The following is a 26,416-nucleotide window of genomic DNA, read 5'->3' as shown; positions in this document are numbered from 1 at the left end:
CGTCATGCTCCCTGGAGAATCAGTGCGCCCTGCTCGCTCATCACGCCGCCGGTGCCGGATACGAACACCGTGTCGCAGCGTTTGAGCTGGCGCTCGCCCGCGCGGCCGGCAATCTGGTGGAAAGCCTCGATGACCTGCGACATGCCGCCCGCGGTGCCGCTCTGGCCGAAGCTCAACTGGCCGCCGTGGGTGTTCATCGGGAAGTCGCCCTTGTAGCTCAGGTCGTGCTCGCGCACCCAGCGCATGCCCTCGCCCTTGGGCGCGAAACCGGCGTCTTCCAGCGTCAGCAGCACGGTGATGGTGTAGCAGTCGTAGATCTGCGCGGCGTGGATGTCGCTGCGCTTGATGCCGGCCATGGCGAAGGCGCGCTCAGCCGCCGGGCCGATCGGCGTGTCCGTCATCTCGGCGGCGTAGGTCGGCGACTTGAACGACAGGTGCTCGCCGAAGCCGGTGACGCAAGCGCCGCGATTCCTCGCCCGCGCCGCCACTTCCTTCGAGGCGACGATCACCGCCGCGCCGCCGGCCACCGGCATCACGATCTCCAGCACGCGCAGCGGCTCGGCCACCATCTTGCTGGCCAGCACGTCCTCGATCGTCAGCGGCTTGCCGAAGAAGCTGGCGTCCGGGTTGGCGAGCGCATTGGTGCGCTGGTCGACCGCGATCTTGGCCATCGCCACCGGGTCGTAGCCGTACTTGGCGGCGTAGCGCTGGGCGATCATCGCGTAGCCGGTGTTCTGGCCCATGTGGCCGTAGGGTAGGTCGAATTCGGCCTCGGGCGCGCCGAAAGCGGTGCTGTGGCCGCCGAAGCGCATCGCCCGCGCCATCCAGCTCGGGTCTTCGTCGGGGCTGAACGGCGCCATGCGCGACGGAATCACACACAGCACGGCCTGGCACAAGCCCAGCTCGATCGCCGCCGCCGCGCGCCACACCGCCGCCACCGACGAGCAGCCGCCCAGGTCAACGACTTCGGCGAAGTTGAGCGACAGCCCCAGGTATTCGGCGGCCATCGCCGGCACGAACACCTGGGCTTCGTGGAACTGCGGGCCATGCACCACCAGGCCGTCGATGTCGGACGCCTTCAGCCCGGCATCGGCCAGCGCGCGGCCGGCCAAGTCGGCCACCTGCTCCAGGTGGAACATGCGCGGCGCAGTCGCGTACTTTTCGGGCTTGTACTGCGCGGCGCCGACGATTGCTGCGTTTCCTTTCAGACCCATGCTTCCTCACCTCGCTGATCGGGGCCGCTTTCGGCCCTGCATTGGCGCCACGATGCCACAGCGGCCGGCGGCGACAATCGTTCATATCGACTAGGCGGAGCGAACGAGTCGGGGCAGGTCGCTGGAATGAAGGATGGTGACGACGAACAACGCGAAATGCCAAAGAGTATCCGCGGAAGCTCTGGAGCTACCCCCGCCCGACCCGGCCGGAAGCCGACGACACCAGTGCTACCCCTTCTAGCCGGGACACGGCGGCTCCGCTGCAGCACTGCGTCCCGCGACGATCATGCCGCGCGAAAAACCAGGGACGCAGCATGCCGCCACGACACAAAAGTAGTGCATTGACAAAACACAAAAGTAGTGTGATTGTATGACGCGAAATTAGTTAAATCGTCTGATCGTGGCCACTCCCAACGAAAAGCTCGCCGCCTCCCTCGAACTGCTCAGGACCCTCCAGGACAGCGGCCACCGCGTCATCCGGAGTTCGGCCTTGTCGCGGACCCACCGCGAACGCCTGAGCCGGGCGGGATACCTGCAGGAAGTCATCAAAGGCTGGTATCTGCCGGCGCGGCCGGACATCACCTCACACAGCCTGGAAGGCAGTACGGCCGCCTGGTTCGCCGGTATGCGCGACTTCGTCGCCGGCTACTGCGACGACCGCTTCGGGGATGGCTGGCACCTGAGCCCCGACCAATCCCTGCTGCTGCGCTCCGGTGAGCGCACCCTGCCCCGGCAACTGCAAGTGTGGGCCACCGCGGGCAACAACCAGTTGGTGCAGTTGCCCCACGGCTGTTCGCTGTTCATCTACCGCCCTCCAACGCTCCTGCCCGCTGAGCCGCACGCAGAAAACCAGGGTATTCGGCTGGTGATCCTGACCGATGCGCTCGTGGCCGTTTCGTCATCGTTCTTCGCGCAGCAGCCCCTGGCCGCGCGCGTCGCCCTGGGGATGGTCGCCGACACCGCCCCGCTGCTTGGACGGCTGCTCGACGGCTCCCATTCCGTCATCGCAGGACGGTTGGCCGGTGCATTCCGGGCCGTCGGCCAGGCGGACTTCGCGAACAGCATCGTCGACAGCATGCGCAGCGCCGGCTACATCGTCCAGGAGGCGTCGCCCTTCGAAACGCCGCCCGCGCCCCTGCTCGACGATAGGCCCGCCTCCCCCCATGTGCAGCGTCTGCGCCTGAACTGGGCAGCCATGCGTGAAGCGGTCATCGCGGCGTTTCCGCCGCCTGGGCCGCTACCCACCGACCAGGCGCAGATCATCCATGACCTCGAGGAACGCTACGTCGCGGATGCCTACCACTCGCTGTCCATCGAGGGCTACCACGTCACGGTCGACCTGATCGAAAAAATCCGCAACGGCACCTGGGATCCGGAAGGCGCCGACCGCCAGCAGCGGGACGCCATGGCCGCCAAGGGCTATTTCGAGGCCTACAAACGCGTGAGGGACTACGTCGCCAAGACGCTGCGGCAATCCGCGGAGCAGGCGCAGCCCCAGGGTTTGCGCGAAGCGCTGGGCGCCTGGTACCTGGCCCTTTTCAGCCCCAGCGTGCAGGCCGGCCTGCTCAAGCCCTCGGACTTGGCAGGATGGCGCGACAGCCAGGTATTCATCCGCGGCGCTTTGCATGTCCCGCTTGCCAAGGAAGCCGTGCGCGAGTGCATGCCCGTCCTATTCGAACTCATCGAAAGCGAACCGCATCCTGCCGTCCGGGCCGTCCTCGGGCACTTTCTCTTCGTTTTCATCCATCCTTACATGGACGGCAACGGCCGCCTGGCCCGCTTCCTGATGAACGCGATGCTCGCCACAGGCGGCTACGTCTGGACCGTCATCCCGGTGCAGCAGCGGCAGGCGTACATGGAAGCGCTCGAGCGGGCCAGTTCTCATGGCGAAATCGGACCGTTTGCGAGCTTCGTCGCGCGGCTGACCGCCGAGCAGGCATCCAGTCCCTTGCCGCGGCCAGCTGCACAGTAGGAGCGATAGCCCTGCTCATGCTCCGCCGTGCCAGGCGGCACCGCGGAGCGCGGCGGAATTCAGTGCGACGACAGCATCGCGAAGAACTGGCCGGCCGAGGCCTTGGCGGGCGAACCGGCATGCTGGCAATGCGTTTTCACTTCACCGGCCTGACAGCCCGCCGGCATCTGCACTAGCGAATCGACCACGCGCCCATGCCCTTCGTCGAGCATGGTTGCAAAACCGGCGATGCCGCCCAGAGCTGCGCTCAAAACGATGACTTTGGTGATGACCATGTGCCTCTCCTCGATTCCTGCGGTGCGCGATCCGCGCTGGGGTCTCGCAGGGTTCCGGTACGACGCCGCTTTGTCGCGACTGCCATCCGACTGCCTCCTCCTGCGTGAAACGGAGAATGCGCGCAGCGCGCAAGACGCTCATCGTCCAAAAGGACTAGATTGCGAAGAGCACGAAAAAGGAGCCCGCAGGCCCCTTTTCGCGCAGCGAAAGCTGTCCCGCCAGCTGTCAGGCGAAGGGCGGCAGGCCCGCATTCCTCAGCGCGTCCTCGGAATACGGCTGGTAGGTGCCGGCCTTCTCGTCGCGGACGTAGAGCGGATCGTCGAAGGCTGCCGGGTCGTAGCCCTGGCGCTGCAGGTCGACCTTGCGCAGCTTGAAGGTGGTCGTCAGGTCGGCCACGCTCGACACCCTCACGAACTGCGGCGCCGCGTAGCGCGGCAGGCGCTGCTCGGTCAGTTCGTAGAAGCGCCTGGGATCGAACACGTGGCCGGGCTGCATCACGATCGCCGCCATGCCGGCGCGGCCTTCGTGCTGCGGCACCTGCACGCCGTAGATGTTGATCAGCTCCATGCCCGGATAATCCGCCAGCGCATCGGCCACCTCGGCAGTGGACACGTTCTCGCTCTTCCAGCGGAAGGTGTCGCCGATGCGGTCGACGAAGTAGAAATAGCCTTCTTCGTCGTAGCGCAGCAGGTCGCCGGAGCTCCAGTAGGCATCGCCATCGACGAAGACGTTGCGCAGGATCTTCTTCTCGGTGGCCTCGGCCGAGGTATAGCCCTCGAAGCGGCCGGCGCCGATCTCCGGATGATCGACGATGAAGCCGATGCCTTCGCCGACTTCGCCCGGCTGGCACAGGATGCAGCGGCCGTCGGCGTCGAGCAGGTGGCTGTCGGTTTCGACGTCGTAGCGTATCAGGCGGAAATTGGATTTTTCCCAGTAGGGGATGCGGCCGACCGAGCCGGGATGATTGTCGATGTTGATCACCGAGGTGTTGGCCTCGGTCGAGCCCCAGCCCTCGAAGATCTGCACGTCGCCGAAGCGTTCGATCCAGCGCCCCCAGCTCTCGGGCGTCAGGCCCGCGCCCAACATGCAGCGCAGGCTGTGGTCCCTGTCCTCGGGCTGCGGCGGGGCGTTGAGCAGGTAGCGGCAGATCTCGCCGATGTACTGCACCACGGTGATGCGGTTGCGGCGCACGTCCTGCCAGAACTCGCGCGTGCTGAACTTGCGCCGCAGCACGATGCTGGCGCCGGCCTTCAATGCGGTCGAAGTCACCGAGGTGGCGGCCGCGCCGTGGTACAGCGGCAGGCAGCAATAGAAGACGTCGTGCTCGCCGGCGTCCAGCGTCACTTCCATGACGTCGCCCGACGACATCCAGCGCATGTGGCTGTAGCGCGCCGCCTTGGGCAGGCCGGTGGTGCCGGAGGTGAAGATCAGCAGCATCGTCGTCTCGGCGCGCACGCCGGCGCGGCCCTCGCGCGGGAAGGCCGTGTGCGGCGCCGCCGCCACTTCGGTGCTGATGTCAGCCGCGACGATGCTGCGGTGTTCGGTCTCGGCCGGCTTTTCGGCATCGGCGACGAGGTAGAGCGGCTGTTCCGGCCGCCCCTCGGTCAGGGCGAAATTGGCCAGGCATTCCTCGCCGACGATCACCGCGCTGGCCTTGACCACCTCCAGCGCATGCACCAGCGGGCGTCCACTGACCTGGGTGTTGATGACGGCGACGACGGCGCCGAGCTTGGCCAGGCCGAACCAGTAGAAGAAGAACTCCGGCCGGTTCTCCATCGCCAGCGCGCAGACGTCGCCGCAGCGCAGGCCGTAGCCGTGCAGCGCGTGCGCGACCTGGTTGGCGCGCGCATCCAGTTCGGCATAGCTGAAACGCTGCCCGCCGTAGATGAGGAAGTCCTTGCCGCCGAGTCTGGCGGCCTGTTCCTCGACGCGGTCCGCCACGGTATACAGATCGCCCGGCTTGATCTGCATCGCCGCGCGCGAGCGCAGGTCCAGCTTGGCCTGGGTTTCGTCGCGCGGCACGACGCCGCCGGCCGGGCTCTTGAAGGGCTTGGATTCGGGCATCTGCCTCTCCAGCTTGTTCGTCGAATGGACGCGCGCCGCTTCAGCGCACGCGGATCCGGGGATCGGGGTGCCGCGGCGCATCGTCGCCAGGAACTTCTCCATCGGCGCGGGCGCGGCCACTTCGGGCAGGCTGTCCTTGTCCGGGCGCCGGGCCCAGAATTCCTGCCAGGACGGGAACAGCGCATGGAACGTGCCCTGGTAGGGCTCGCGCCCCGGCCAGCGCATCTTGCGGTCGCCGATCGGCGGCTTGTTGAGGTCGGAGGCGTACCAGTAGCAGGGCAGGCGGCGGCGGAAATACCAGCAGCCGTCGATGCGCTCGTAGTCGTCCCAGTACAGCATCTGCATGACGACCCACTCCGGGCCGGTCTCGTGCTCGTTCTTCGAATACACCACGCCGGTGGCGTGATCCGGATCGGAGAACTCGATGATGTGCTGCCCCAGGTGGTGCGAGGTGCCCGAGAACTGGTTGCGCCAGGTGTCGTCCGTCCAGGTTTTCAGGTGGGCGCGCCCGGTTTTTTCGCGGCCGACGCGGATGTCGGGCGCGAACAGGTTCTATGGGCGTCGAGGTCGCGCATGTCGAGCGACAGCGAATACTTGCCGGCCAGTTGGCGGATGGCATCGAGCGATTCGAGGCGGTCGATGCGCGCGAGCAGGTCGGCCGGGGCCGAAGCCGCGGAAGCCGGAGGCGTGAGCGTCGTCATGTCGGCACCGCTCAGATGAAGGCCATGCCGCCGTTGACGGCGATGTTCTGCCCGGTGATGAAGCCGGCGTCTTCGCTGGCGAGGAAAGCCGCGACGCGCGCGATCTCCTCCGGCTCGCACATGCGGCCGAGCGGAATCGCCTTGATCATCGACTGCATCCATTCGTCGGGAATGCCGGCCATCATCGGCGTGTTGGTCGGCCCCGGCACGATGGTGTTGACGCGGATGCCGCTGGCGGCAAGCTCGCGCGCGATGCTGCGTGTCAGCCCCATGACCCCGGCCTTGGACGCGCAGTAGTGGCTGGGCCCCTCGCCCGACATCGCCGCGGTGCTCGACACGTTGATGATCGCGCCCTTGACCCCGCTCTGCTGCATCAGACGTGCGCCCTCGCGGCAGCACAGGAAGGTGCCGGTGAGATTGACGCCGACGACGCGCAGCCAGTTGTCGTCCGGCGTGTCGAGGAAGGCATCGACCGAACCGACGCCCGCGCTATTGACGACGACATCGACACGGCCGAAACGCTCGGCGACGGCGGCGAAGGCGGCCTTGACCGAAGCCGGCTCGGCCACATTGCAGGCCAGCGCCAGCCCCCTGTCGCCGAATCCGGCCACGGCCGCGGCGGCAGCATCGGCATTGATGTCGGCCGCGACGACCTTCGCCCCGGCAGCGCCGAAATGATGCACGATCGCCTGCCCCATGCCCTGCCCGGCCCCGGTCACGAAAACCACCTTGTCCGCAAAACTCATCTTTCGCCTCCTTGCGTATGTCCGTTCCGGGTCCGCCCTCGCGGCGGACGACCGGCCATGTGGAACGCAGTTTTCTCGGCTTGAGGAGGCAGGACATCGTCCACTAAGACTAATGCCGGCGGACTCGGCCCATGCCGGCGGCTTCGCAGCCGCTTGGCGGCATGGCGCGCCGTCGTCTGAATGGACGATGCCGCGCACCGGGCGGACACCGACGATACGCAGCACTTCGAGGCGGCGCCGCTCCGCCTTCATTCCGGAACCTTGCCGAGGAGGCAGTTCGTGAACGCAAGCCAAGGCCACCCACCCCGCACCACCTGGCGCACCCATTACGCCTTGTCGGTACTGGCGGTCATCTACGTCTTCAACTACATCGACCGCCTGGTGATCTCGATCCTGATCGAACCGATCAAGCTCGAATTCGGCATCTCGGACACCCAGATCGGCCTGCTGTCGGGGGTGGCGTTCGCGATCTTCTACACGGTGTTCGGCTTTCCCTTCGGCCGCCTGTCCGACCGCATCGGCCGCAAGCCGGTGATCGCGCTGGCCTGCATCGCCTGGAGCGGCATGACCATGCTGTGCGGCGTGGCCACCAGCTTCATGATGCTGCTGCTGTTCCGCATCGGCGTCGCGGTCGGCGAGGCCGGCGGCACCGCGCCGTCGGTGGCGATGGTGTCGGACATGTATCCGCCGCAGCAGCGCTCGCGGGCGATGTCGGTATTCCTGATGGGGCCGAGCCTGGGCGCGGTGCTCGGCCTCGGCCTCGGCGGCTGGATCGCCCAGACCTACGGCTGGCGCAGCGCCTTCCTGATCATCGGCGCGCCCGGCGTGCTGCTCGGCCTGCTGCTGTGGCTGACGGTGCGCAGCCCGGCCGCGCCGGCGCCCGCCGCTTCAGCCAGCGGCGCGAAAGAAAACTGGCGCGACACCTTGCGCGAGCTGCTCGCCACCCCGGCCTTCCTGCTGATCGTGCTGGCCGGCACGCTGGCGGCCGTCATGGGTTACGCCGTCGGCACCTGGAATCCGAGCTTCCTGATCCGCTCGCACGGCCTCAACATGCAGCACGCCGGCCTGCTGATAGGCCTGGGCGGCGGCATCTGTGCCACCGTCGGCACCCTGATGTGCGGCAGCGTCACCGACCGCCTGGTCGCGCGCAATCCGGGCTGGCAGCTCGGCGTGCCGCTGATCGCCTGCCTCGTCAGCGTGCCGCTGGCCACGGCCTTCTACCTGTGGCCGGCGGGCACGGCCTTCCATCTCGGTTCGATCGCAGTGCCCGAGGCCTACCTGTTCTACCTCGGCTTCAGCTTCGCCGGCACCTGGTGGGCCGCGCCCTGCTTCAGCGCCATCAGCCACCTGTTCCCGGCCAACCGCCTGGCGCAGGCGACCTCGATCTTCGTCATGGGCATGACCCTGCTCGGCGTCGGCCTCGGCCCGATCGTCGTCGGCGGCCTCAGCGACTTCTTCACCGCCAGGGCAGGCGCGGAGGCACTGCGTTACGCCTTGGTCAGCACGGTCGGGCTGTATGCGCTGACCTCGCTGTGCCTGGCGATCGCCATTCCCGCCTACCGCCGCCAGGTGAAGCTGCGCGCTTCGCTGCAGGCCGCCGAAACCCGCGCCTGAACACCCGGCGCCCCCGAATCGACAGGAGACATCCGCATGAACCCACCCGACCTGCCCATCCCGCTCGGCCAATTCGCCGAACTCGGCAATGGCCTGCGCCTGCACTATCTCGACGTCGGCCAGGGGCCGGTCGTGGTCTGGCTGCACGGCAGCGGCCCCGGCGCCAGCGGCTACAGCAACTTCAAGGGCAACTACCCGGCTTTCGCCGCCGCCGGTTTCCGCAACATCGTGCTCGACCTGCCCGGCTTCGGCCGTTCGGACAAGCCGGCGGACGTGCATTACGACCTCGACTTCTTCGTCGCCAGCCTGGACGCCTTCCTGAATTGCATCGGCGTCGAGCGCTGCACCCTGCTCGGCAATTCGCTGGGTGGCGCGATCGCGCTCGGCCAGGCGCTGGCGCATCCGCACACGGTCGAGCGGCTGATCCTGATGGCGCCCGGCGGCGTCGAGGAACGCGAGACCTATTTCCGCATGGAAGGCATCGTGCGCATGGTCGAGACTTTCGCCAAGGGGCCGATGGGGCCGGCCGAGATGCGCCACGTCATGAGCCTGCAAGTGTTCGATCCCGCACTGCTCGACGACACCATCATCACCGAGCGCGCCGCCATCGCACCGTCGCAGCCGGCCAACCTGTTCTCGACCATGATGGTGCCGAACATGACCGGACGCCTGTATGAGATCCAAGCGCCGATCTTCGGTTTCTGGGGCTGCAACGACAAGTTCAACCCGCACACCGGCGCGCTGAAGCTGATCGAGAACGCGCCCGACGCGCGCATGATCCTGCTCAACCGCTGCGGGCACTGGGTGCAGGTCGAGCACCGCGAGCTGTTCAACCGCAGTTGCATCGATTTCCTGACCGAGGGGTAAGCAGACCATGGGCGCTTTCGACAATCTGCTGCAGCCCGGCCGCATCGGCAGCATGGAGGTGCGCAACCGCATCGTCATGGCGCCGATGGGGTCGAACTTCGCCGAAGCCGACGGCACCTGCGGCGAACGCATCCAGGCCTATTACGAAGCGCGCGCCGCCGGCGGCGCCGGGCTGATCGTCATGGGCGTGGGCGCCATCGCCTATCCGCTGGGCACCGCCGAGCCCTACCAGGTCGGGCTGTCCGACGACCGCTTCATCCCCGGCCTGCAGGGCATCACCGACCGTGTGCACAAGCACGGCGCCAAGATCGCGATCCAGCTCCAGCATGCCGGCAAGAGCTCGATTCGCGACCTCGCCGCAGGCCGCGAACTGTGGGTGCCGTCGATGCCGCCGGCGACGAAGACCGACATGTTCGCCGCGCTGACGCAGGAGGAGCTGGGCGCCTTCATCAGTTCGTCCAAGAGCCGCGAGAAGTCCGGCGTGAAGATCCGCGTCATGGACAAGGCCGACATCGCGCAGATGGTGGAATGGTTCGCCGCCGCCGCCGAGCGCGCTCGCCGCGCCGGCTTCGACGGCGTCGAGCTCCACGCTGCCCACACCTACATCATCGCCGGCTTCCTGTCCGGCCACTTCAACAAACGCGACGACGAATACGGCGGCTCGCTGCAGAACCGCGCCCGCTTCATGCTCGAAGTCATCGCCGCGGTGCGCGCCCGCGTCGGCGCCGGCTACCCGCTGTGGCTGCGCCTGGACGCCTGCGAGCTGCACATGGAAGGCGGCATCACGCTGGACGAGGCCAAGGCCTTCGCCCGCATGGCCGAAGCCGCCGGCTGCGACGCGGTCAGCGTGTCGGCCTACGCCAACACCAGCAGCGGCGTCGCCTTCACCGAAGCGCCGCTGGTGCAGCAGAAGGCGGGCTTCCTGCAGTGGGCGGCCGAGATCAAGGACAAGCTGGCGATCCCGGTCATCGCCGTCGGCCGCCTGGAGCCCGAAGTCGCCGACAACGCCGTCGCCGCCGGCCAGTGCGACTTCGTCGCCATGGCGCGCAAGCTGCTGGCCGATCCCGAACTGCCGCGCAAGCTGATCGAGGGCCGGCCCGAGGACATCCGCCCCTGTATCTACTGCTACGCCTGTGTCAGCCAGATCTTCGTCAACGAGCGGGTCAAATGCGCGGTCAACCCGATGACCGGCCATGAGTCCGAAATCCGCCTGCTGCCGGCCGAAAAACCCGGCCACGTGCTGGTCGTCGGCGGCGGCCCGGCCGGCATGGAAGCCGCCCGCAGCGCCGCCTTGCGCGGCCACAAGGTGACCCTGGTCGAGCGTAGCGCCCGCCTGGGCGGCACGCTGTTCTTCGCCGCGCTGGCCTATGCCGAGAACGGCGCGCTGCTCGACTACCTGGCGACGCAGATGAAGAAGCTGGACATCGACGTGCGCCTGAACACCACCGCCACGCCCGAGCTGGTGCGCAGCATCGGCGCCACCGCGGTCGTCGTCGCCACCGGCGCCGAACGCAGCGCGCCGCCGATTCCCGGCGCCGAGCTCGGCCACGTCTGGTCGGGCGACGAACTGCGGCGGCTGATGACCGACGACCGCGCCGACGAGATCGCCCGCCAGAAGCTGTCGCTCACCCAGCGCGCGCTGATGAAGGCCGGCAGCCTGGTCGGCGTCACCGACAGCACCGACGCCATCCAGAACCTGTCGCGGGTGTGGATGCCGCTGGGCAGGAAGGTGGCGATCGTCGGCGGCGGCCTGGTCGGGCTGGAACTGGCGGAATTCCTCGTCGATCGCGGCCGCGAAGTCGTGGTGCTGGAAGAAGGCCCCAGCCTGGGCCGCGAACTGTCGATCGTGCGCCGCTGGCGCGTGCTCGACACCCTGCGCCGGCACGACGTGATCCTGCACACCCGGGTGAAGATCGAGTCGATCGGCAAGAAGACGCTGCACTACACCGACGCCGACGGCAACCGCCACGAACTGGCCGCCGAATCGGTGGTGCTCGCGGTCGGCGCCCGCCCCGACGACAGCCTCGCCCGCAGCCTCGAAGCCGCCGGCGTGCCGGTCAGCGCGGTGGGCGACGGCGCCCGCATCGGCTACATCGAAGGCGCGGTCCGGTCGGGCATGCTCGCCGGCCTGTCGGCCTGAACCCCTCACCCCGGAGCCTCCGATGAGCCAATCATCCGCCACCGAAATCTGCAACCTGCTGTACCGCTACGCCGAAGCCATCGACGGCGGCCGCCTGGAAGACGCCGCCGCGCTGTTCCGCCACGCCCGCATCGAAGCGGGTGCCGGCGAGCCGCTCGACGCCGACGGGCTGCTGGCGCTGTGGCGCCGCATCCTGGTCATCTACCCCTGCGGCACACCGCGCACGCGGCACCTGATCACCAACCCGATCCTCGACATCGACGAGGAAGCCGGCACCGCCGAGGCACGCTCGTGCTACACGGTGCTGCAGGCCACCGACGCGCTGCCGCTGCAGATCATCGCCAGCGGCCGCTACCTGGATCGCTTCGCCCGCGTCGACGGCAACTGGCGGTTCGTCGCCCGCGACTACCGCCACCTGGATTTCCGCGGCGACATGAGCCAGCACCTGCAGGCGGGCAGCCTGCGCAAGCCGACGACTGCACACTAGACACCGAGCCCGGCCAAAGCGGCAGCCCAATCTTCCTCGTCACCGCCGATCAGCAGCGTATCGTGATCGCGGCGCACACCGTCAGTCTGGGCTCGGCCAACTGCTCGGTTTCGGCGACATCGCTTTCGCATCCGCCAGCACGAACTACCCGGAAGTGGTGTTCGCCCGGGTAAGCGCGCCCGTGGCGCTGAAAAAGCAGATCACGGTTACCATCTATCGGAGCAGGTCGGACGGTGAGTAACGAAGGGCACGAGGTGGCCCAAGGACAGGGTGACGGGCTTACTCTGCTGCAGGGGGCCACTGGCGGGCGGTATGAACCAGCGTCAGCACCCACACGGTATCGCCCTCGATCTCATACACCAGGCGGTAGCTGCCATGCGGATACAACTCGCGGGTGCCCGGAATCTGCCCTGTGCGGCCGAGCTTGGGGAAGGTTTTGAGCCTGCCGGCCGCCTCGCTGAAGAGTTCATCCATCTTGAGCGCTGCTAGCGGATTCTCGATGGCGATGTACTCGACGATCTCATCACGATCCTGCCGCGCGGCGGCAGTCCATCGGATTTTCACAGGCCAGCCTTACCGGCCTGAGTCAGCAGCTTCTCCCTACGCACGGCCGCGGCGGCTTCCACCTCTTCATTGGAAAAGTGCTGATCGGCATCCTTCTGCCGGCGGGCGATGTCGACCTTGTACCGCAAGAATTCGTCGTATCCGCGCGCCTGGCGCCGCTCCTCGATGTAGCGACGCATCAGCTCGCGCACGACCTGGGAGGCCGGTCGGTCCTCACCTGCAGCCTCGGCCATGAACTCGTCGCGGAGCTCTGGTTCCAGCTTCATTGTGAAAACGGCTTGCTTGGGCATGATCCACCTCGCTACGTACAACGGTACTGACGAAGTATATACCCTATGCGCGACTGGTCGGCCTGAAGTCATTGGGAGATAGAAAACCGCCCTTGGTAGGGCCACTCATGGTTGTAGCGATGCAGGGGTCTTCCTGCATCTGATCGGCCGACAAGGTGCCTTTTCTACGAGAAGGGACGGATGTTCCACCCAATGCTCTCTCGTCCGATCGGACGATGCTCCGCCCCTGCCCGCTCTCGTAGCGTAGGAAGCATCGCGCGGCCCGGCATTCCCGCCGCCGCGCCCACTTCCACGGAGACGGACAGATGCTCATCGACAACACCCGGACAATCGGCGTCATCGGCGGCACCGGCAAGCTGGGCGCCGCGCTTGCCCGGCGCTGGGCCAAGGCCGGCCTGCGCGTGGCGATCGGCTCGCGCGATGCCGCCAGGGCCGCCGAGGCCGCCGCCGCGCTGACGGCGGAAACCGGCGCCGAAGTCGGTTCGGGCAGCAATGCCGAAGTCGCCGCCCGCGCCGGACTGATCGTCGTCAGCGTGCCCTTCGCCTCGCAGCTCGCCACCCTCGCCGAAATCCGCGACGCCGCTGCCGGCAAGATCCTCATCGACACCACGGTGCCGCTGCTGCCGCCAAAAGTGATGCGGGTGCAACTGCCGCCCGAAGGCAGCGCCGCGGTGCGCGCCCAGCAGGCGCTGGGCGACGCCGTGCGCGTGGTGTCGGCCTTCCACAACGTCGCCGCGCACAAGCTCGCCACCGACGAGCACATCGCCTGCGACGTGCTGGTGTTCGGCGACGACAGGGACGATCGCGCCGAAGTCGTCGCCCTCGCCGATGCGGCCGGCCTGCGCGGCCTGCACGGCGGTGCGCTGGCCAATTCGGCGGCGGCCGAGGCAATGACCTCGGTGCTGATCTTCCTGAACAAGACCTACCGCGTCGACGGCGCCGGCCTGTGCATCACCGGCGAACTCGACCTGAACGCCGGCGCCTGAGCATACCGCCATGGGACGCCGCCTGAGTTTCGACGCCCTTGCCGGCCTGCCCGAGATCCGGCCCGGCGACGCGCTGGCGCCGCTGATCGCCGCCGCGCTGCCGCACAACGGCATCACGCTGGCGGCGGACAGCATCGTCGTCGTGGCGCAGAAGATCGTCTCCAAGTCCGAAGACCGCTTCGCCTGGCTGGACGAAGTCTCGCCTTCGGCCAGGGCGCGCGAGCTGGCAGCGGTCACCGGCAAGGACGCGCGCATCGTCGAGCTGGTGCTGTCCGAATCCAGCGACGTGCTGCGCGCGGTGCCCGGCGTGCTGATCGTGCGCCACCGCCTCGGCTACGTGATGGCCAACGCCGGCATCGACCTGTCGAACGTGCCCGCCGAAGCAGGCCGCGAACGCGCGCTGCTGCTGCCGCTCGACCCGCACGCGTCGGCGGCCGCGCTGCGCGACGCGCTGCAGGCGCTGACCGGCCGGGCCGCCGGCGTCATCGTCAGCGACAGCTTCGGCCGCCCCTGGCGCAACGGCGTGGTCAACGTCGCGCTCGGCGCGGCCGGCATCCCGGCATTGATCGACCGCCGCGGCGACCACGACCGCCACGGCCGCACGCTGCAGGTCACCCAGACCGCCTTCGCCGACGCGATCGCAGCCGGCGCGGCGATCGTCATGGGCGAAGGCGGCGAAGGCCTGCCGGTCGCGGTGGCGCAAGGCTTCATGCCCGACGCGCCGCTGGCCGACGCCAGGGCGCTGCTGCGCCCGCTGGAAGCGGACCTGTTCCGATGAGGGGTACCCACATCCTCGCCCTGAGCGGCGGCGTCGGCGGCGCCAAGCTCGCCGACGGACTGATGCAGGCCGTCGGCGACGGCCAGCTGAGCGTGGCCGTCAACACCGGCGACGACTTCAGCCATCTCGGGCTGCACATCTCGCCGGACATCGACACCGCGCTGTACACCCTGGCCGGCCTGGCCAACCCCGCAACCGGCTGGGGCCGCCGCGACGAAACCTGGACCTTCATGGCGGCGCTGGAGCAGCTCGGCGGCGAGACCTGGTTCCGCCTCGGCGACGGCGACCTGGCCACCCACGTCGAGCGCACCCGGCGCCTGGCCGCGGGCGAGCCGCTGTCGGCGATCGTCGACGACTTCGTCCGCCGCCTCGGCATCGCCGCCGCCATCGTGCCGATGTCCGACCAGCCGCTGCGCACCCGGGTGCATAGCGACGAGGGCGTGTTCGACTTCCAGGACTACTTCGTGCGCCTGCAATGCCGGCCAGTCACACGCTCGATCGAATTCGTCGGTGCCGACAAGGCCAGCCCCTGCCCCGCGCTGCTGCAGGCGCTGGCCGACCCCGCGCTCGGCGCGATCGTGATCTGCCCCTCCAACCCCTATCTCAGCATCGCTCCGATCCTCGCCGTCCCCGGCCTGCGCGAAGCGCTGCGCGCGGCCGGCGTGCCGGTCGTCGCCGTCTCGCCCCTGGTCGGCGGCGCCGCGGTGAAAGGGCCGACGGCCAAGATCATGGCCGAGCTCGGCATCCCGGTGAGCGCCGACGAGATCGCCCGCCACTACGGCGAGCTGCTCGACGGCTTCGTGCTCGACGTGCGCGATGCCGCACTGCGCGCCCGCATCGCCCAGCCGGTTCATGTCACCGACACGCTGATGCTGACGCCGGCCGACCGCGTCCGCGTCGCCGGCGAAACCCTGGACTTCGCCCGCCGCCTGCGCGCCCTGCGCTGAGCCTCGACGGACACGCCGCATCCCGCCGGCGTCCGCCGCAAAAACCGAGCTTTTTCAGTTTCATTCAAAAAGCATCGGCGCTTGCTCCGCAGACATCTGATTCATAAAGATTTTCACCGCTACACCAGTGACGGAACAAGGCGCCAAAGCGAGTAGCGGCGGCCATACCTGAGGTGATTCAATTTTCCCCAGGAACTCACCAAGACCATGCGGACACGAGCCATGCCTTTCTCTTTCGACACCTGTTTCGGCCACCCCGGCAGCGACGGCGCAAGCCGCCTGCCGGGCATCGCCGCAGGAGCGCGCCCATGAGCCGCTGGGCCCTGGTGCCGCTGAAGGCACGCCAGCTCGGCAAGAGCCGGCTGGCCGGCCTGCTGGACGCTGCGAGCCGCGCCGAGCTGGTCGATGCGATGCTCGGCCAGGTGCTGTCCGCGCTCGCCGCCGCGCGCGAAATCGACCATGTCGCCGTCGTGACCGGCGAACCGGCGCGCCTGCCTGCCGGCGTGCTGACGCTGCCGGATGCCGGCCGCGGGCTCAATGCCGCGCTCGGCGACGGTGCTGCGATGCTGTGGGCGCTCGGCGCAAGCGAGCTGCTGATCGTCCATGCCGACCTGCCCGGCGTGCAGGCCGGCGACATCGACCGCTTTGTCCGCGCCGGCCGCCCGGCCGGCATGGCGCTGGCCGCGGATCGCCACGGCAGCGGCACCAATGCCCTGCTGATCGGCGGGGCCGCCGGCTTTCCCGTCAGCGGATTCCCGTTCGCCTTCGGCCCGCACAGCCTGGCCCGCCACCTGGCGGCTGCCCGCGCCCGCGGCCTGTCGCCGGCGCTGCCGCGGATCGGCGGACTCGCGCTCGACATCGACACCCCGGACGACCTGGCCTGCCTCACGGCCCCCGCCACCGGCACCGCGGCCTTCGCCTCGCCTTCGTCCCCGCTTCTTGCCCAACCCACCGCCAGCCGGAGAACCGTGCCATGCCTGACCGCATCCTGAGCCTGCTCGACCATGCCCGCAGCGGCGGCATGCTGGCGAACGACGACATCCATCTGCTCGCCGAACAGGCACCGCAGGCCGCCCTGCTCGGCACCGCCGAAGCCATGACGCTGGCGGGCCACGGCCGCAACGTCGGCTATTCGCGCAAGGTCTTCATCCCCCTCACCAGGCTGTGCCGCAACACCTGCGGCTACTGCACCTTCGCCACCACGCCGGGCCGCGTGCCGAGCGCCTACCTGAGCGCCGACGAAGTCCTCGCCATCGCCCGCGCCGGCGTCGCCGCCGGCTGCCACGAAGCCCTGTTCACGCTGGGCGAGCGCCCCGAGTCGCGCTACCGGGTCGCCCGCGATGCCCTCGCCGCGCTCGGCCACGATTCGACCATCGGCTACCTGGCCGAAATGGCCGCGCTGGTCCAGCGCGAAACCGGACTGCTGCCGCACGTGAATCCGGGAACGATGGACACGGACGAAATCGCCCTGCTGCGTCCGATGTCGGCCTCGATGGGCATCATGCTCGAATCCTCCTCCACCCGCCTGTGCGAGCGCGGCGGCCCGCACTGGAAATGCGAGGACAAGCTGCCCGGCGTGCGCCTCGACACCCTGCGCCGCGCCGGCGAGCTCGGCGTGCCGATGACCACCGGCATCCTGATCGGCATCGGCGAGACCCGCCGCGAGCGCATCGATTCGCTGCTCGCGCTGCGCGAGCTGCACCGCCGATACGGCCACCTGCAGGAAATCATCGTGCAGAACTTCCGCGCCAAGCCCGGCACGGTGATGGCCGGCGCAGAAGAACCGGCGCTGGACGATCACGCATGGACGATCGCGATGGCGCGCCTGGTGTTCGGCGCAGCGATGTCGATCCAGGCGCCGCCCAACCTGCGCCCCGGCGAACTGGAAGCGCTGCTGCGCGCCGGCATCAACGACTGGGGCGGCATCTCGCCGGTCACACTGGACCACGTCAATCCGGAAGCCGCCTGGCCGCAGATCGACGCCCTCACCGCCGAAACCGCGCTGCATGGCCGCCAGTTGCGGCTGCGCCTGCCGCTGGTGCCGTCCTACGTGCGCGAAGCGGCGCGCTGGGTGCCGGCGCCGATCGCCACGGCATTGCTGCGCCGCGCCGACGCCAGCGGCTTCGCCCGGCCCGACGACTGGCTGGCGGGCACCGGCACGCCGCCTTCGGCCGCGGCGCTGCAGCCTTTCGCGCGGCGAGCGGCGGCGATGTCATCCGCTGCCTCCGCCTCTGTATCCGCCCCCTCCGCGCGGCGATCGAACGCGCCGAGCAGGGCCGCACACTGGGCGAAGACGACATCGTCCGCCTGTTCGACGCCCACGGCGACGAGCTGCACGCGGTCATCGACGCCGCCGACCGCCTGCGCCGGCAGACCGCCGGCGAGGCCGTGAGCCATGTGCGCAACTGCAACATCAACTACACCAACATCTGCCAGCACCGCTGCGGCTTCTGCGCCTTCGCCAAGAGCCACGCCGCGTCGACGCTGCGCGGCCCCGCCTACCGGCTCGACGCCGCCCAGGTCGCCGCCCGCGCCGAGGAAGCCTGGCTGCGCGGCGCCACCGAAGTCTGCATGCAGGGCGGCATCCACCCGCACTACACAGGCGACAGCTATCTCGAACTGCTGGCGGCGGTGAAGCAGGCGACGCCGGCGATGCACATCCACGCCTTCTCGCCGCTCGAGATCCGCCACGGCGCCGCCACGCTCGGCCTGCCGCTGCGCGACTACCTGCTCCGCCTGCGCGACGCCGGCCTGCGCACGCTGCCGGGCACCGCCGCCGAAATCCTCGACGACGAAGTGCGCGCCCGCATCTGCGCCGACAAGCTCGACACCGCGCAATGGCTGGAAGTGATGGAGATTGCGCACGAGGTCGGCATCCGCAGCACGGCGACGATCATGTTCGGCCACGTCGAGGAGCCGCGGCACTGGGCGCGCCACCTGCTGGCGATCCGCGCGCTGCAGGCCAGGACCGGCGGCTTCACCGAGTTCGTGCCGCTGCCCTTCGTGCATATGGAATCGCCGCTGTGGCACAAGGGCGGCGCCCGCTCCGGCCCGACGCTGCGCGAAGCGGTGCTGATGCACGCCGTCGCCCGGCTGGTGCTGCACCCGCTGGTCCCGAACATCCAGACCTCGTGGGTGAAGATGGGCGCCGCCGGCGCCGCGCTGTGCCTGCAAGCCGGCGCCAACGACCTCGGCGGCACGCTGATGTACGAATCGATCACCCGCGCCGCCGGCGGCGCCAACGGCCAGTCGATGGAAACCGGCGACCTGCGCGCCATCGCCGCAAGCTGCGGCCGCCCGCTGCAGCAGCGCAACACCTTGTACGAAGTCCTGGCGCCGGATGCGGCAGCAGCCGGCACTCCCCGCACCGACTGCGCCATACCGCCACCCGAGTCTGCGGCCAGGCGCGTGATCGCGCTCCACAGCAGCGCCTGAGTTTTTCCCTTCCCTTCGCTTCACGCACTTCACCGCGCGGCAATACCGCGCGGCGGGTGCCCCTACGTCCCCGAAACCTGCATGCAGGCTGGAGAACCCATGACACTGACCCATCTACAACGTCTCGAAGCCGAGAGCATCCACATCCTGCGCGAAGTGGTGGCCGAGGCCGACAAGCCGGTGATGCTGTACTCCATCGGCAAGGACAGCGCGGTGATGCTGCACCTGGCGATGAAGGCCTTCTACCCGGCGGTACCGCCTTTCCCGCTGCTGCACGTCGATACGCGCTGGAAGTTCCAGGACATGTACCGCTTCCGCGACCGCATGGTGCGCGAGACCGGCATGGAGCTGCTGGTGCACGTCAACCCCGATGGCATCGACAAGGACATCAACCCCTTCACCCACGGCTCGGCGATCCACACCGACGTCATGAAGACCGAGGGCCTGAAGCAGGCGCTGGACAAGTACGGCTTCGACGCGGCCTTCGGCGGCGCCCGCCGCGACGAGGAGAAGTCGCGCGCCAAGGAACGCGTGTTCTCCTTCCGCAGCGCGCAGCACCGCTGGGACCCGAAGAACCAGCGCCCCGAGCTGTGGAAGCTCTACAACGCCCGCAAGCACAAGGGCGAGTCGATCCGGGTGTTCCCGCTGTCGAACTGGACCGAGCTCGACATCTGGCAATACATCCACCTCGAGAACATCCCGATCGTGCCGCTGTACTACGCCGCCGAACGTCCGGTGGTGGAGCGCGACGGCACGCTGATCATGGTCGACGACGAGCGCATGCCGCTGAAGCCGGGCGAAGTGCCGATGCAGAAGAAGGTGCGCTTCCGCACCCTGGGCTGCTACCCGCTGACCGGCGCGATCGAATCCGAAGCCGACACCCTGCCGGCCATCATCCAGGAAATGCTGCTGGCCCGCAGCTCCGAACGCCAGGGCCGCATGATCGACCACGACTCCGCGGCATCGATGGAAAAGAAGAAACAAGAGGGGTACTTCTGACATGGCACACGTATCCGACCTGATCGCCACCGACATCGATCAGTACCTGAAAGCGCACGAGAACAAGAGCCTGCTGCGCTTCATCACCTGCGGCAGCGTGGACGACGGCAAGAGCACGCTGATCGGCCGCCTGCTGTACGACGCCAAGATGCTGTTCGAAGACCAGCTCGCCGCGGTCGAAAGCGATTCGAAGAAGTACGGCACCCAGGGCGAGGCGATCGACTTCGCGCTGCTGGTCGACGGCCTCGCCGCGGAGCGCGAGCAAGGCATCACCATCGACGTCGCCTACCGCTTCTTCTCCACCGACAAGCGCAAGTTCATCGTCGCCGACACGCCGGGGCACGAGCAATACACCCGCAACATGGTCACCGGCGCCTCCACCGCCGACGTCGCCATCCTGATGGTCGATGCGCGCAAGGGCATCCTGACCCAGACCCGCCGCCACAGCTACCTGGCCAAGCTGCTCGGCATCCGCCACGTCGTCGTCGCCGTCAACAAGATGGATCTGGTCGATTACTCGGAGCAGGTGTTCGCCCGCATCGTCGACGACTACCGCGAATTCGCCGCCCGTATCGGCATCGAGGACGTGAGCTTCATCCCGCTGTCCGCCTTCCGCGGCGACAACATCACCGCGCCGAGCGCAGCCATGCCCTGGTACCACGGCAGCACGCTGATGGGCTATCTGGAAACGGTGGAAGTCGACGACAGCCGCCTGCAGCACACGGCCTTCCGCCTGCCGGTGCAATGGGTCAACCGGCCCAACCTGGATTTCCGCGGCTTCGCCGGCACCATCGCCGGCGGCGCGATCTCGCCGGGCCAGCGCATCCGCGTCCAGCCTTCCGGGCGCGAAAGCTCGGTGGCCCGCATCGTCACCCACGGCGGCGACCTGGAACGGGCGGTCGCCGGCCAGTCGGTGACGCTGACGTTGGCCGACGAGATCGACATCTCGCGCGGCGACATGATCTCGACCGTGGAGGCGCCCGCCGAAGTGGCCGACCAGTTTGAGACCACCATCGTCTGGATGCACGACGAGCCGCTGCTGCCCGGCCGCCCCTACCTGCTCAAGATCGGCGCCAAGACGGTGACGGCGACGATCACCGACATCAAGTACCAGGTCAATGTGAACACGCTCGAGCACATCGCCGCCAAGAAGCTGGAGCTGAACGCGATCGGCGTGTGCAACCTCAGCCTCGACCGCCCGATCGCCTTCGACGCCTACCGCGACAACCGCGACACCGGCGGCTTCACGCTGATCGATCGCCTGTCCAACAACACCGTCGGCGCCGGCCTGCTGCACTTCGCGCTGCGCCGCGCGCACAACATCCACCTGCAGCATGTCGATGTCGACAAGGCGGCGCGCTCGGCGCTGAAGCACCAGCAGAGTTGCGTGCTCTGGTTCACCGGCCTGTCCGGCGCCGGCAAGTCCTCGATCGCCAATCTGGTGGAAAAGAAGCTGCATGCGCTCGGCCATCACACCTACCTGCTCGACGGCGACAACGTGCGCCACGGCCTGAACAAGGACCTGGGCTTCACCGATGCCGACCGCGTCGAGAACATCCGCCGCGTCGGCGAAGTCGCCAAGCTGATGGTCGACTGCGGCCTGATCGTGCTGACCGCCTTCATCTCGCCGTTCAAGTCGGAACGGCGCATGGCGCGCGCGCTGGTCGCCGAGGACGAGTTCATCGAAGTCTTCGTCGACACGCCGCTGGAAGTGGCCGAGTCACGCGACCCGAAAGGCCTGTACAAGAAGGCCCGCCGCGGCGAACTGAAGAACTTCACCGGCATCGACTCGCCTTACGAGGCGCCCGAGACGCCGGAACTGAAGCTCGACGCCGCGCAGTTGTCGCTCGAAGCCGCCGCCGACGCGGTCATCACCACACTGCGCCAGCGCGGCATCATCGCAGACTGAAGCCGCTGCCGCCCCGCCCGCCGCGGGGCGGCCTGCACACATCCGAGGAATACCCATGACCCGACCGCCCGACCATTCCGCCCTGCTCGACGCCCTGCTGCCGCTCGCCCGCGCCGCCGGTGACGCCATCATGCGGATCTACGCCACCGACTTCGCCGTGCGCGGCAAGGACGACGCCTCGCCCGTCACCGAGGCCGACGAACGCGCCGAGGCCCTGATCCTGCCCGAACTCGCCCGCCTGGCGCCGGACGTGCCGGCCGTGTCGGAGGAAGAGGCCGCCGCCGGCCGCATTCCCGCGGTCGGCGAACGCTTCTGGCTGGTCGATCCGCTCGACGGCACCAAGGAGTTCATCGGCCGCAACGGCGAGTTCACCGTCAACATCGCGCTGATCGAACACGGCCGGCCGGTGCTCGGCGTCGTCTTCGCGCCCGCGCTCGACCGCCTGTTCGCCGGCGGCGCCGGACTGGGCGCCTTCGTCGAGGACAAGGGCGTGCGCCGCCCGATCGCCGCCCGCCAGCCGCCCGCCGAAGGCCTGACCGTCGTCGCCAGCCGCTCGCACGGCGATGCCGAGGCGCTGGCCGCCTTCCTTGCCGGCCGCAAGGTCGCCGAGCAGACCAATGCCGGCTCCTCGCTCAAGCTGTGCCTGGTGGCCGCCGGCGAAGCCGACGTCTATCCGCGCCTGGGCCGCACCATGGAATGGGACATCGCCGCCGGCGATGCCGTGCTGCGCGCCGCCGGCGGCTGCGTGCACACCCTGGACGGCAGCCCGCTGCGCTACGGCAAGGCGGACTTCGCCAACCCGCATTTCGCCGCCTGGGGCGCGCCGGACGCCGCCTGAGGGCAGCGCAGGACGGCGCTCCCCGGCCCCGTCCTGCGCCCGAAAAACCGAGCTTTGCTCAGTTTATGCGAACAGCAATCCTACGTCTTTCGCAAGCCGCTGTTTTCACACGATTTATTGCACAAAAAGCGCAGCGCCCCCTAGTCCGAATGCGAGTAGCCAGGCCAATGGCCGTTTGCTCAAATGGACCGCACCCGCCAGCAGGAAAACCCCATGACCTCCAACCCTTCTCCCCTTCGCCGCAGTCCGACCCAATCGCGCGCAGCCGCCACGCTGACGGCGATCCGGGAGGCAGCCCTGCGCATCCTGAAGAACGAGGGACATGCGCGGCTGACGACCAACCGCATCGCCGAGGTCGCCGGCATCAGCATCGGCAGCCTGTACCAGTACTACGCCGACAAGCATGCGATCGCCGCCGACATCTGCAACGAGCTGCTGACCTCCGAGCTCGACGAGATCAGGCGCCTCGACCGCCAGGCGATCGCGCTGGCCAAGGCTTCGCTCGACGCCACGCTCGGCTTCTTCGTCGACGAGCAGGTCGCCCGCCACCGCCGGCTCTACCTGCAGCTGCAGGATTTCTATCTCGAAATCCACTGGAAATACGACTTCGAGGCCTATTCGCGGCGGAAGTACCCCAACAAGCCCACCACCGCCGAATGGCTGCCGTCGGCGCTCGAAGCCCATCGCGACGCGCTGCGCGTGCAGGACTTCGGGCTGGCGGCACAGATGGTGGCCAGCACGCTCGAAGGCACGATCCACGCCACGCTGGACCGCAACCCCGAGCTGATCCTGAGCCAGGCTTTCGTCGACGAGCTGCACGCGATGCTCGTCCGCTACCTCAAGAAGATGCCCGGCGAAGCCGGCCCGGACACCGGAAAATAAGGAGACTGGCTTGTCGTACTACTTCGATTTCACCGTCTGGTTCAAGCTGCTGCGGCTGGTTCGCCAGGAAAGCAACCCGCGCCAGCGCCGCGGCCTGTACAAACTCCTGCTGCTGCACATTCCGCTGCGCGCGGGCGTCACCGCCGTCTGCTTCTTCCTCGACGGCATCCTGTTCCCCGGCCTGTGGCGCACCCGCGTCGAGCGCCCGGTGTTCATCATCGGCCACGCCCGCAGCGGCACCACGCTGGCCCACCGCCTGATGGGCGCCGACGAGCGCTTTTCCACCTTCAAGTACTACGAGCTGCTGCTGCCTTCGCTGCTGCAGAAGAAGCTGGTGCGCCTGGTCGCCCGGCTCGACGCCGGGCTGTTCGGCCGCCGCATCGAGCGCCGGCTGCAGGCCTGGGAAAAGCGCAAGTTCGGCCCCACCCAGCACATCCACAAGATGGGGCTGACGATCCCGGAAGAAGACGACCTGATGTACTTCAACTCCTGCGCCTCGGGCTTCTGGCTGACCAAGCTGCCCTACATGAGCGAGCTGGACTTCTTCCACATCGACCGGCGCCCCGCCGCCAGCCGCCGCCGCATGATGAAGTTCTACAAGGAATGCGTGCGCCGCCAGCTCTACCTGAACGGCGGCCGGCGCATCCACCTCAGCAAGAACCCGACCTACTGCGGCCGCGTCGAGTCGCTGCTCGAAGCCTTTCCGGATGCGCGCTTCGTCGTGCTCTACCGCAATCCCTACGAAACCATCCCCAGCCTGCTGAAGCTGCTCAACGTCGGCTGGAAGCTGCAGGGCAACCTGTCGCAGGAGCGCATCCGCAGGTCCAACGAGGTGATGACCGGGCTGTCGTACGAGACCTACCTGTATCCGCTCGAAGTACTGCAGCGCCACCCGGAAACGCCTTACGCGGTCATCGACTACCGGCGCCTCACCAGCGAGCCGAAGGCGGCCATCGAGGACGTCTATCGCGAGCTCGGCCTCGAGCTCACGCCGGCCTTCTCTGCCTTCCTCGATGCCGAAGCGGCCCGCAGCCGCAAGCACGAGACCGAGCACCGCTACAGCCTCGCCGAGTTCGGCCTGGACGACGGCGAGATCCGCCGGCGGCTGGCGCCGCTGTTCGAACGATTCCGCTGGGACGAGAACGCCCCGGCGGCCAGCCAGGAAGCCAAGGAGACGGCCCATGTATGAACCCAATCCCCTGCACGACGCCGTGTTCGAGACCGTCGAGGCCCACGCCGAAGCCCGCGACCCCGCCACCCGGGATGCCGCCGCGCTGCTGCGCCAGGCCTGGGACGGCATGATCGGGCAACTGCAGGAAGCCCGCGACGCGATCGACGACCCCAGGCTGTGGCCGCCGCCGGCAACACCGCGCAACCTCGCCGAAGGCTACCGCTACGTGCTCGGCTTCCTGTACGGCTCGCTCTCGCGCTGTCTCGGCCCGACACCCGAGTTTCCCTACTTCGTGCGCGCGATCCAGCCGCTCAACCGCTCGACCATCGACAACTGCGACGCCATCTACCTGATGGCGCCGATCGACGGCAATCACAGCTACACCATCCGCGGCCGCGCCGGCGACACCAGCGCCTGGCGCGGCGGACAGGCGGCACCCGGCGTGCGCAAGGCGCCGCACTACGTGATCTTCGAAGCGCCGAGCGGCTACTCGGGCGAAAGCGGCAGCCTCAAGGAACTGAAGCCGGGCTCGCGCATCAACTGCGCCGAGCTCGACTGCACCGAGTTGAAAGTCGAGGCCGACGGCAGCTTCGAGATCCTGCTAGCGCCGGAAAAACCGCCCGGCTACGAAGGCAACTTCATGCTCACCCGCGCCAGCCGCACGCGCAGGAACAAGGACGGCGTCAGCGAGACGCGCGAATACGTCAGCCAGTTGGTGATGCTGCGCGAACTGTTCTGCGACTGGGAAAACGAGGACCTGCTCGAACTCTTCATCTACCGCAACGACCTGCTCGGCCAGCCGATGCCGGCCTACACGCCCGAAGCCGCAGCCAGGCAGATCGCCGACATCGGCCGCTTCACCCGCAACCAGGTGCATTTCTGGAACGAGTTCTATGCCGTGGTGTGCGAGTGCTACGGCGACATGAACGGCGACGGCAAGTGCTTCATGCCGCGCAACGACGTCAACAAGCCCAATGCCGCCTCGCTCGCCACCGCCGGCGGCATGGCCACCAACGTCTATTGCGGCGGCATGTTCGAGCTGGCGGACGACGAAGCCCTGGTGGTCGAGCTGCACCAGCCGGTCGAGCCGGTCTACATCGGCTTCAGCCTGGGCAACATCTGGGGCGAGTCGCTCGATTTCGCCAACTACCAGAGCAGCCTCAGCGGCCTGCAGGCCCACCGCGATGCCGACAACGTCTACCGCTTCGTGATCTCGCACCGCGACCCGGGCATCGCCAACTGGCTCGACACCACCGGCCAGCCCGAAGGCTACATGGCGATCCGCTGGGCCTACCCGGAAAAGCCGATGGACAAGCTGCCCTGGGCGACGGCGAAGAAAGTGCCGCTGGCCGACGTGGCCCAACACCTGCCGGCGGAGACGCGCACGATCACGCCGCAGGAGCGCCGCCGCCAGATCGCGATCCGCCAGGAACACGTGCAGCGCCGCTACCGCCAGCACTGACCGCTTCATGCCCGCCGCCGGGGAGCGCTCCTGTCTCCCTCGCGGCCCCTGCTATTCCCCGACTCCGCCCTCTG

24 protein-coding genes are annotated in these 26,416 nt (G+C 68.3%); 17 read left to right on the top strand and 7 right to left on the bottom strand.

Annotation, left to right across the window (positions count from 1 at the left end; genetic code table 11):
- Nucleotides 1-2: 2 nt before the first annotated feature.
- A complete protein-coding gene (locus AAFL97_RS04085) occupies nt 3-1,214 on the bottom strand; it encodes a thiolase family protein (protein ID WP_341643834.1) in 1,212 nt (403 codons plus the stop codon).
- A gap of 400 nt (nt 1,215-1,614) precedes the next feature.
- Here AAFL97_RS04085 and AAFL97_RS04080 point away from each other — a divergent pair, with 400 nt between their 5' ends.
- Nucleotides 1,615-3,186: a Fic family protein gene (locus tag AAFL97_RS04080; RefSeq protein ID WP_341643833.1), complete on the top strand. Its 1,572-nt coding sequence runs from the start codon at nt 1,615-1,617 to the stop codon at nt 3,184-3,186.
- 59 nt (nt 3,187-3,245) lie between these two features.
- On the opposite strand, the gene AAFL97_RS04075 is transcribed toward AAFL97_RS04080, so the two are convergent.
- The 4 genes from AAFL97_RS04075 to AAFL97_RS04060 all read right to left on the bottom strand — a co-directional run bounded on the left by AAFL97_RS04075 (nt 3,246) and on the right by AAFL97_RS04060 (nt 6,973).
- Nucleotides 3,246-3,461 carry a hypothetical protein gene (locus tag AAFL97_RS04075; RefSeq protein ID WP_341643832.1) on the bottom strand — a complete coding sequence of 72 codons (216 nt, stop codon included), beginning with the start codon at nt 3,459-3,461 and terminating at the stop codon, nt 3,246-3,248.
- Between the two features lie 226 nt (nt 3,462-3,687).
- Nucleotides 3,688-6,024, bottom strand: coding sequence for a long-chain-acyl-CoA synthetase (locus AAFL97_RS04070; protein ID WP_341647090.1), 2,337 nt, complete (start codon nt 6,022-6,024; stop codon nt 3,688-3,690).
- Nucleotides 6,021-6,227 (bottom strand): hypothetical protein, encoded by a 207-nt coding sequence (locus AAFL97_RS04065; RefSeq protein WP_341643831.1) that lies wholly within the window; start codon nt 6,225-6,227, stop codon nt 6,021-6,023. The genes AAFL97_RS04070 and AAFL97_RS04065 overlap by 4 nt, the downstream gene beginning before the upstream one ends.
- 11 nt (nt 6,228-6,238) lie before the next feature.
- Nucleotides 6,239-6,973 (bottom strand): SDR family NAD(P)-dependent oxidoreductase, encoded by a 735-nt coding sequence (locus tag AAFL97_RS04060; protein WP_341643830.1) that lies wholly within the window; start codon nt 6,971-6,973, stop codon nt 6,239-6,241.
- Nucleotides 6,974-7,252: 279 nt separating this feature from the next.
- Between AAFL97_RS04060 and AAFL97_RS04055 the strand changes: the two genes are divergently transcribed.
- The 4 genes from AAFL97_RS04055 to AAFL97_RS04040 are packed head-to-tail and all read left to right on the top strand — an operon-like array spanning nt 7,253 to nt 12,081.
- A complete protein-coding gene (locus tag AAFL97_RS04055) occupies nt 7,253-8,587 on the top strand; it encodes a spinster family MFS transporter (protein ID WP_341643829.1) in 1,335 nt (444 codons plus the stop codon).
- Between the two features lie 36 nt (nt 8,588-8,623).
- Complete coding sequence (locus AAFL97_RS04050) at nt 8,624-9,454, top strand: alpha/beta fold hydrolase (RefSeq protein WP_341643828.1); 831 nt, start codon at nt 8,624-8,626, stop codon at nt 9,452-9,454.
- Between the two features lie 7 nt (nt 9,455-9,461).
- Nucleotides 9,462-11,594, top strand: coding sequence for an oxidoreductase (locus tag AAFL97_RS04045; protein WP_341643827.1), 2,133 nt, complete (start codon nt 9,462-9,464; stop codon nt 11,592-11,594).
- A 22-nt stretch (nt 11,595-11,616) separates the two neighbouring features.
- Nucleotides 11,617-12,081 (top strand): nuclear transport factor 2 family protein, encoded by a 465-nt coding sequence (locus AAFL97_RS04040; protein WP_341643826.1) that lies wholly within the window; start codon nt 11,617-11,619, stop codon nt 12,079-12,081.
- A 279-nt stretch (nt 12,082-12,360) separates the two neighbouring features.
- Here AAFL97_RS04040 and AAFL97_RS04035 read toward each other — a convergent pair whose 3' ends face one another.
- Together AAFL97_RS04035 and AAFL97_RS04030 are read right to left on the bottom strand one after the other, a co-directional pair.
- Nucleotides 12,361-12,645: a type II toxin-antitoxin system RelE/ParE family toxin gene (locus AAFL97_RS04035; RefSeq protein WP_341643825.1), complete on the bottom strand. Its 285-nt coding sequence runs from the start codon at nt 12,643-12,645 to the stop codon at nt 12,361-12,363.
- Nucleotides 12,642-12,935 (bottom strand): antitoxin of toxin-antitoxin stability system, encoded by a 294-nt coding sequence (locus tag AAFL97_RS04030; RefSeq protein WP_341643824.1) that lies wholly within the window; start codon nt 12,933-12,935, stop codon nt 12,642-12,644. The genes AAFL97_RS04035 and AAFL97_RS04030 overlap by 4 nt, the downstream gene beginning before the upstream one ends.
- Before the next feature lie 305 nt (nt 12,936-13,240).
- Here AAFL97_RS04030 and npdG point away from each other — a divergent pair, with 305 nt between their 5' ends.
- The 12 genes from npdG to AAFL97_RS03970 all read left to right on the top strand — a co-directional run bounded on the left by npdG (nt 13,241) and on the right by AAFL97_RS03970 (nt 26,342).
- The gene (npdG, locus tag AAFL97_RS04025) at nt 13,241-13,921 is read left to right on the top strand and encodes an NADPH-dependent F420 reductase (RefSeq protein ID WP_341643823.1); all 681 of its coding nucleotides are present in this window, start codon (nt 13,241-13,243) and stop codon (nt 13,919-13,921) included.
- Nucleotides 13,922-13,931: 10 nt separating this feature from the next.
- A complete protein-coding gene (gene cofE, locus AAFL97_RS04020; protein ID WP_341643822.1) occupies nt 13,932-14,699 on the top strand; it encodes a coenzyme F420-0:L-glutamate ligase in 768 nt (255 codons plus the stop codon).
- Nucleotides 14,696-15,646, top strand: a complete 951-nt coding sequence (gene cofD / locus AAFL97_RS04015) for a 2-phospho-L-lactate transferase (RefSeq protein ID WP_341643821.1) — start codon at nt 14,696-14,698, stop codon at nt 15,644-15,646. Before cofE ends, cofD begins: the two co-directional genes overlap by 4 nt.
- Before the next feature lie 308 nt (nt 15,647-15,954).
- Nucleotides 15,955-16,638 (top strand): 2-phospho-L-lactate guanylyltransferase, encoded by a 684-nt coding sequence (gene cofC, locus AAFL97_RS04010; protein WP_341643820.1) that lies wholly within the window; start codon nt 15,955-15,957, stop codon nt 16,636-16,638.
- The gene (cofG, locus tag AAFL97_RS04005) at nt 16,620-18,038 is read left to right on the top strand and encodes a 7,8-didemethyl-8-hydroxy-5-deazariboflavin synthase CofG (RefSeq protein ID WP_341643819.1); all 1,419 of its coding nucleotides are present in this window, start codon (nt 16,620-16,622) and stop codon (nt 18,036-18,038) included. The genes cofC and cofG overlap by 19 nt, the downstream gene beginning before the upstream one ends.
- Nucleotides 17,930-19,081 (top strand): 5-amino-6-(D-ribitylamino)uracil--L-tyrosine 4-hydroxyphenyl transferase CofH, encoded by a 1,152-nt coding sequence (gene cofH / locus AAFL97_RS04000; RefSeq protein WP_341647089.1) that lies wholly within the window; start codon nt 17,930-17,932, stop codon nt 19,079-19,081. Before cofG ends, cofH begins: the two co-directional genes overlap by 109 nt.
- Nucleotides 19,082-19,180: 99 nt before the next feature.
- A complete protein-coding gene (gene cysD / locus AAFL97_RS03995) occupies nt 19,181-20,080 on the top strand; it encodes a sulfate adenylyltransferase subunit CysD (protein ID WP_341643818.1) in 900 nt (299 codons plus the stop codon).
- A 1-nt stretch (nt 20,081) separates the two neighbouring features.
- Nucleotides 20,082-21,989: a sulfate adenylyltransferase subunit CysN gene (gene cysN / locus AAFL97_RS03990; RefSeq protein ID WP_341643817.1), complete on the top strand. Its 1,908-nt coding sequence runs from the start codon at nt 20,082-20,084 to the stop codon at nt 21,987-21,989.
- A gap of 55 nt (nt 21,990-22,044) precedes the next feature.
- Nucleotides 22,045-22,827, top strand: a complete 783-nt coding sequence (gene cysQ, locus AAFL97_RS03985) for a 3'(2'),5'-bisphosphate nucleotidase CysQ (protein ID WP_341643816.1) — start codon at nt 22,045-22,047, stop codon at nt 22,825-22,827.
- A 213-nt stretch (nt 22,828-23,040) separates the two neighbouring features.
- Complete coding sequence (locus AAFL97_RS03980; RefSeq protein WP_341643815.1) at nt 23,041-23,709, top strand: TetR/AcrR family transcriptional regulator; 669 nt, start codon at nt 23,041-23,043, stop codon at nt 23,707-23,709.
- Between the two features lie 10 nt (nt 23,710-23,719).
- Complete coding sequence (locus AAFL97_RS03975) at nt 23,720-24,898, top strand: sulfotransferase family protein (protein ID WP_341643814.1); 1,179 nt, start codon at nt 23,720-23,722, stop codon at nt 24,896-24,898.
- Nucleotides 24,891-26,342: a hypothetical protein gene (locus AAFL97_RS03970; RefSeq protein ID WP_341643813.1), complete on the top strand. Its 1,452-nt coding sequence runs from the start codon at nt 24,891-24,893 to the stop codon at nt 26,340-26,342. Before AAFL97_RS03975 ends, AAFL97_RS03970 begins: the two co-directional genes overlap by 8 nt.
- Nucleotides 26,343-26,416: the final 74 nt, after the last annotated feature.

The organism is Thauera sp. SDU_THAU2 (assembly GCF_038260575.1).
GTDB lineage: Bacteria > Pseudomonadota > Gammaproteobacteria > Burkholderiales > Rhodocyclaceae > Thauera.
The sequence above is the reverse complement of the archived record's forward strand: the minus strand, read 5'-3'. Positions and strand labels throughout refer to the sequence as shown.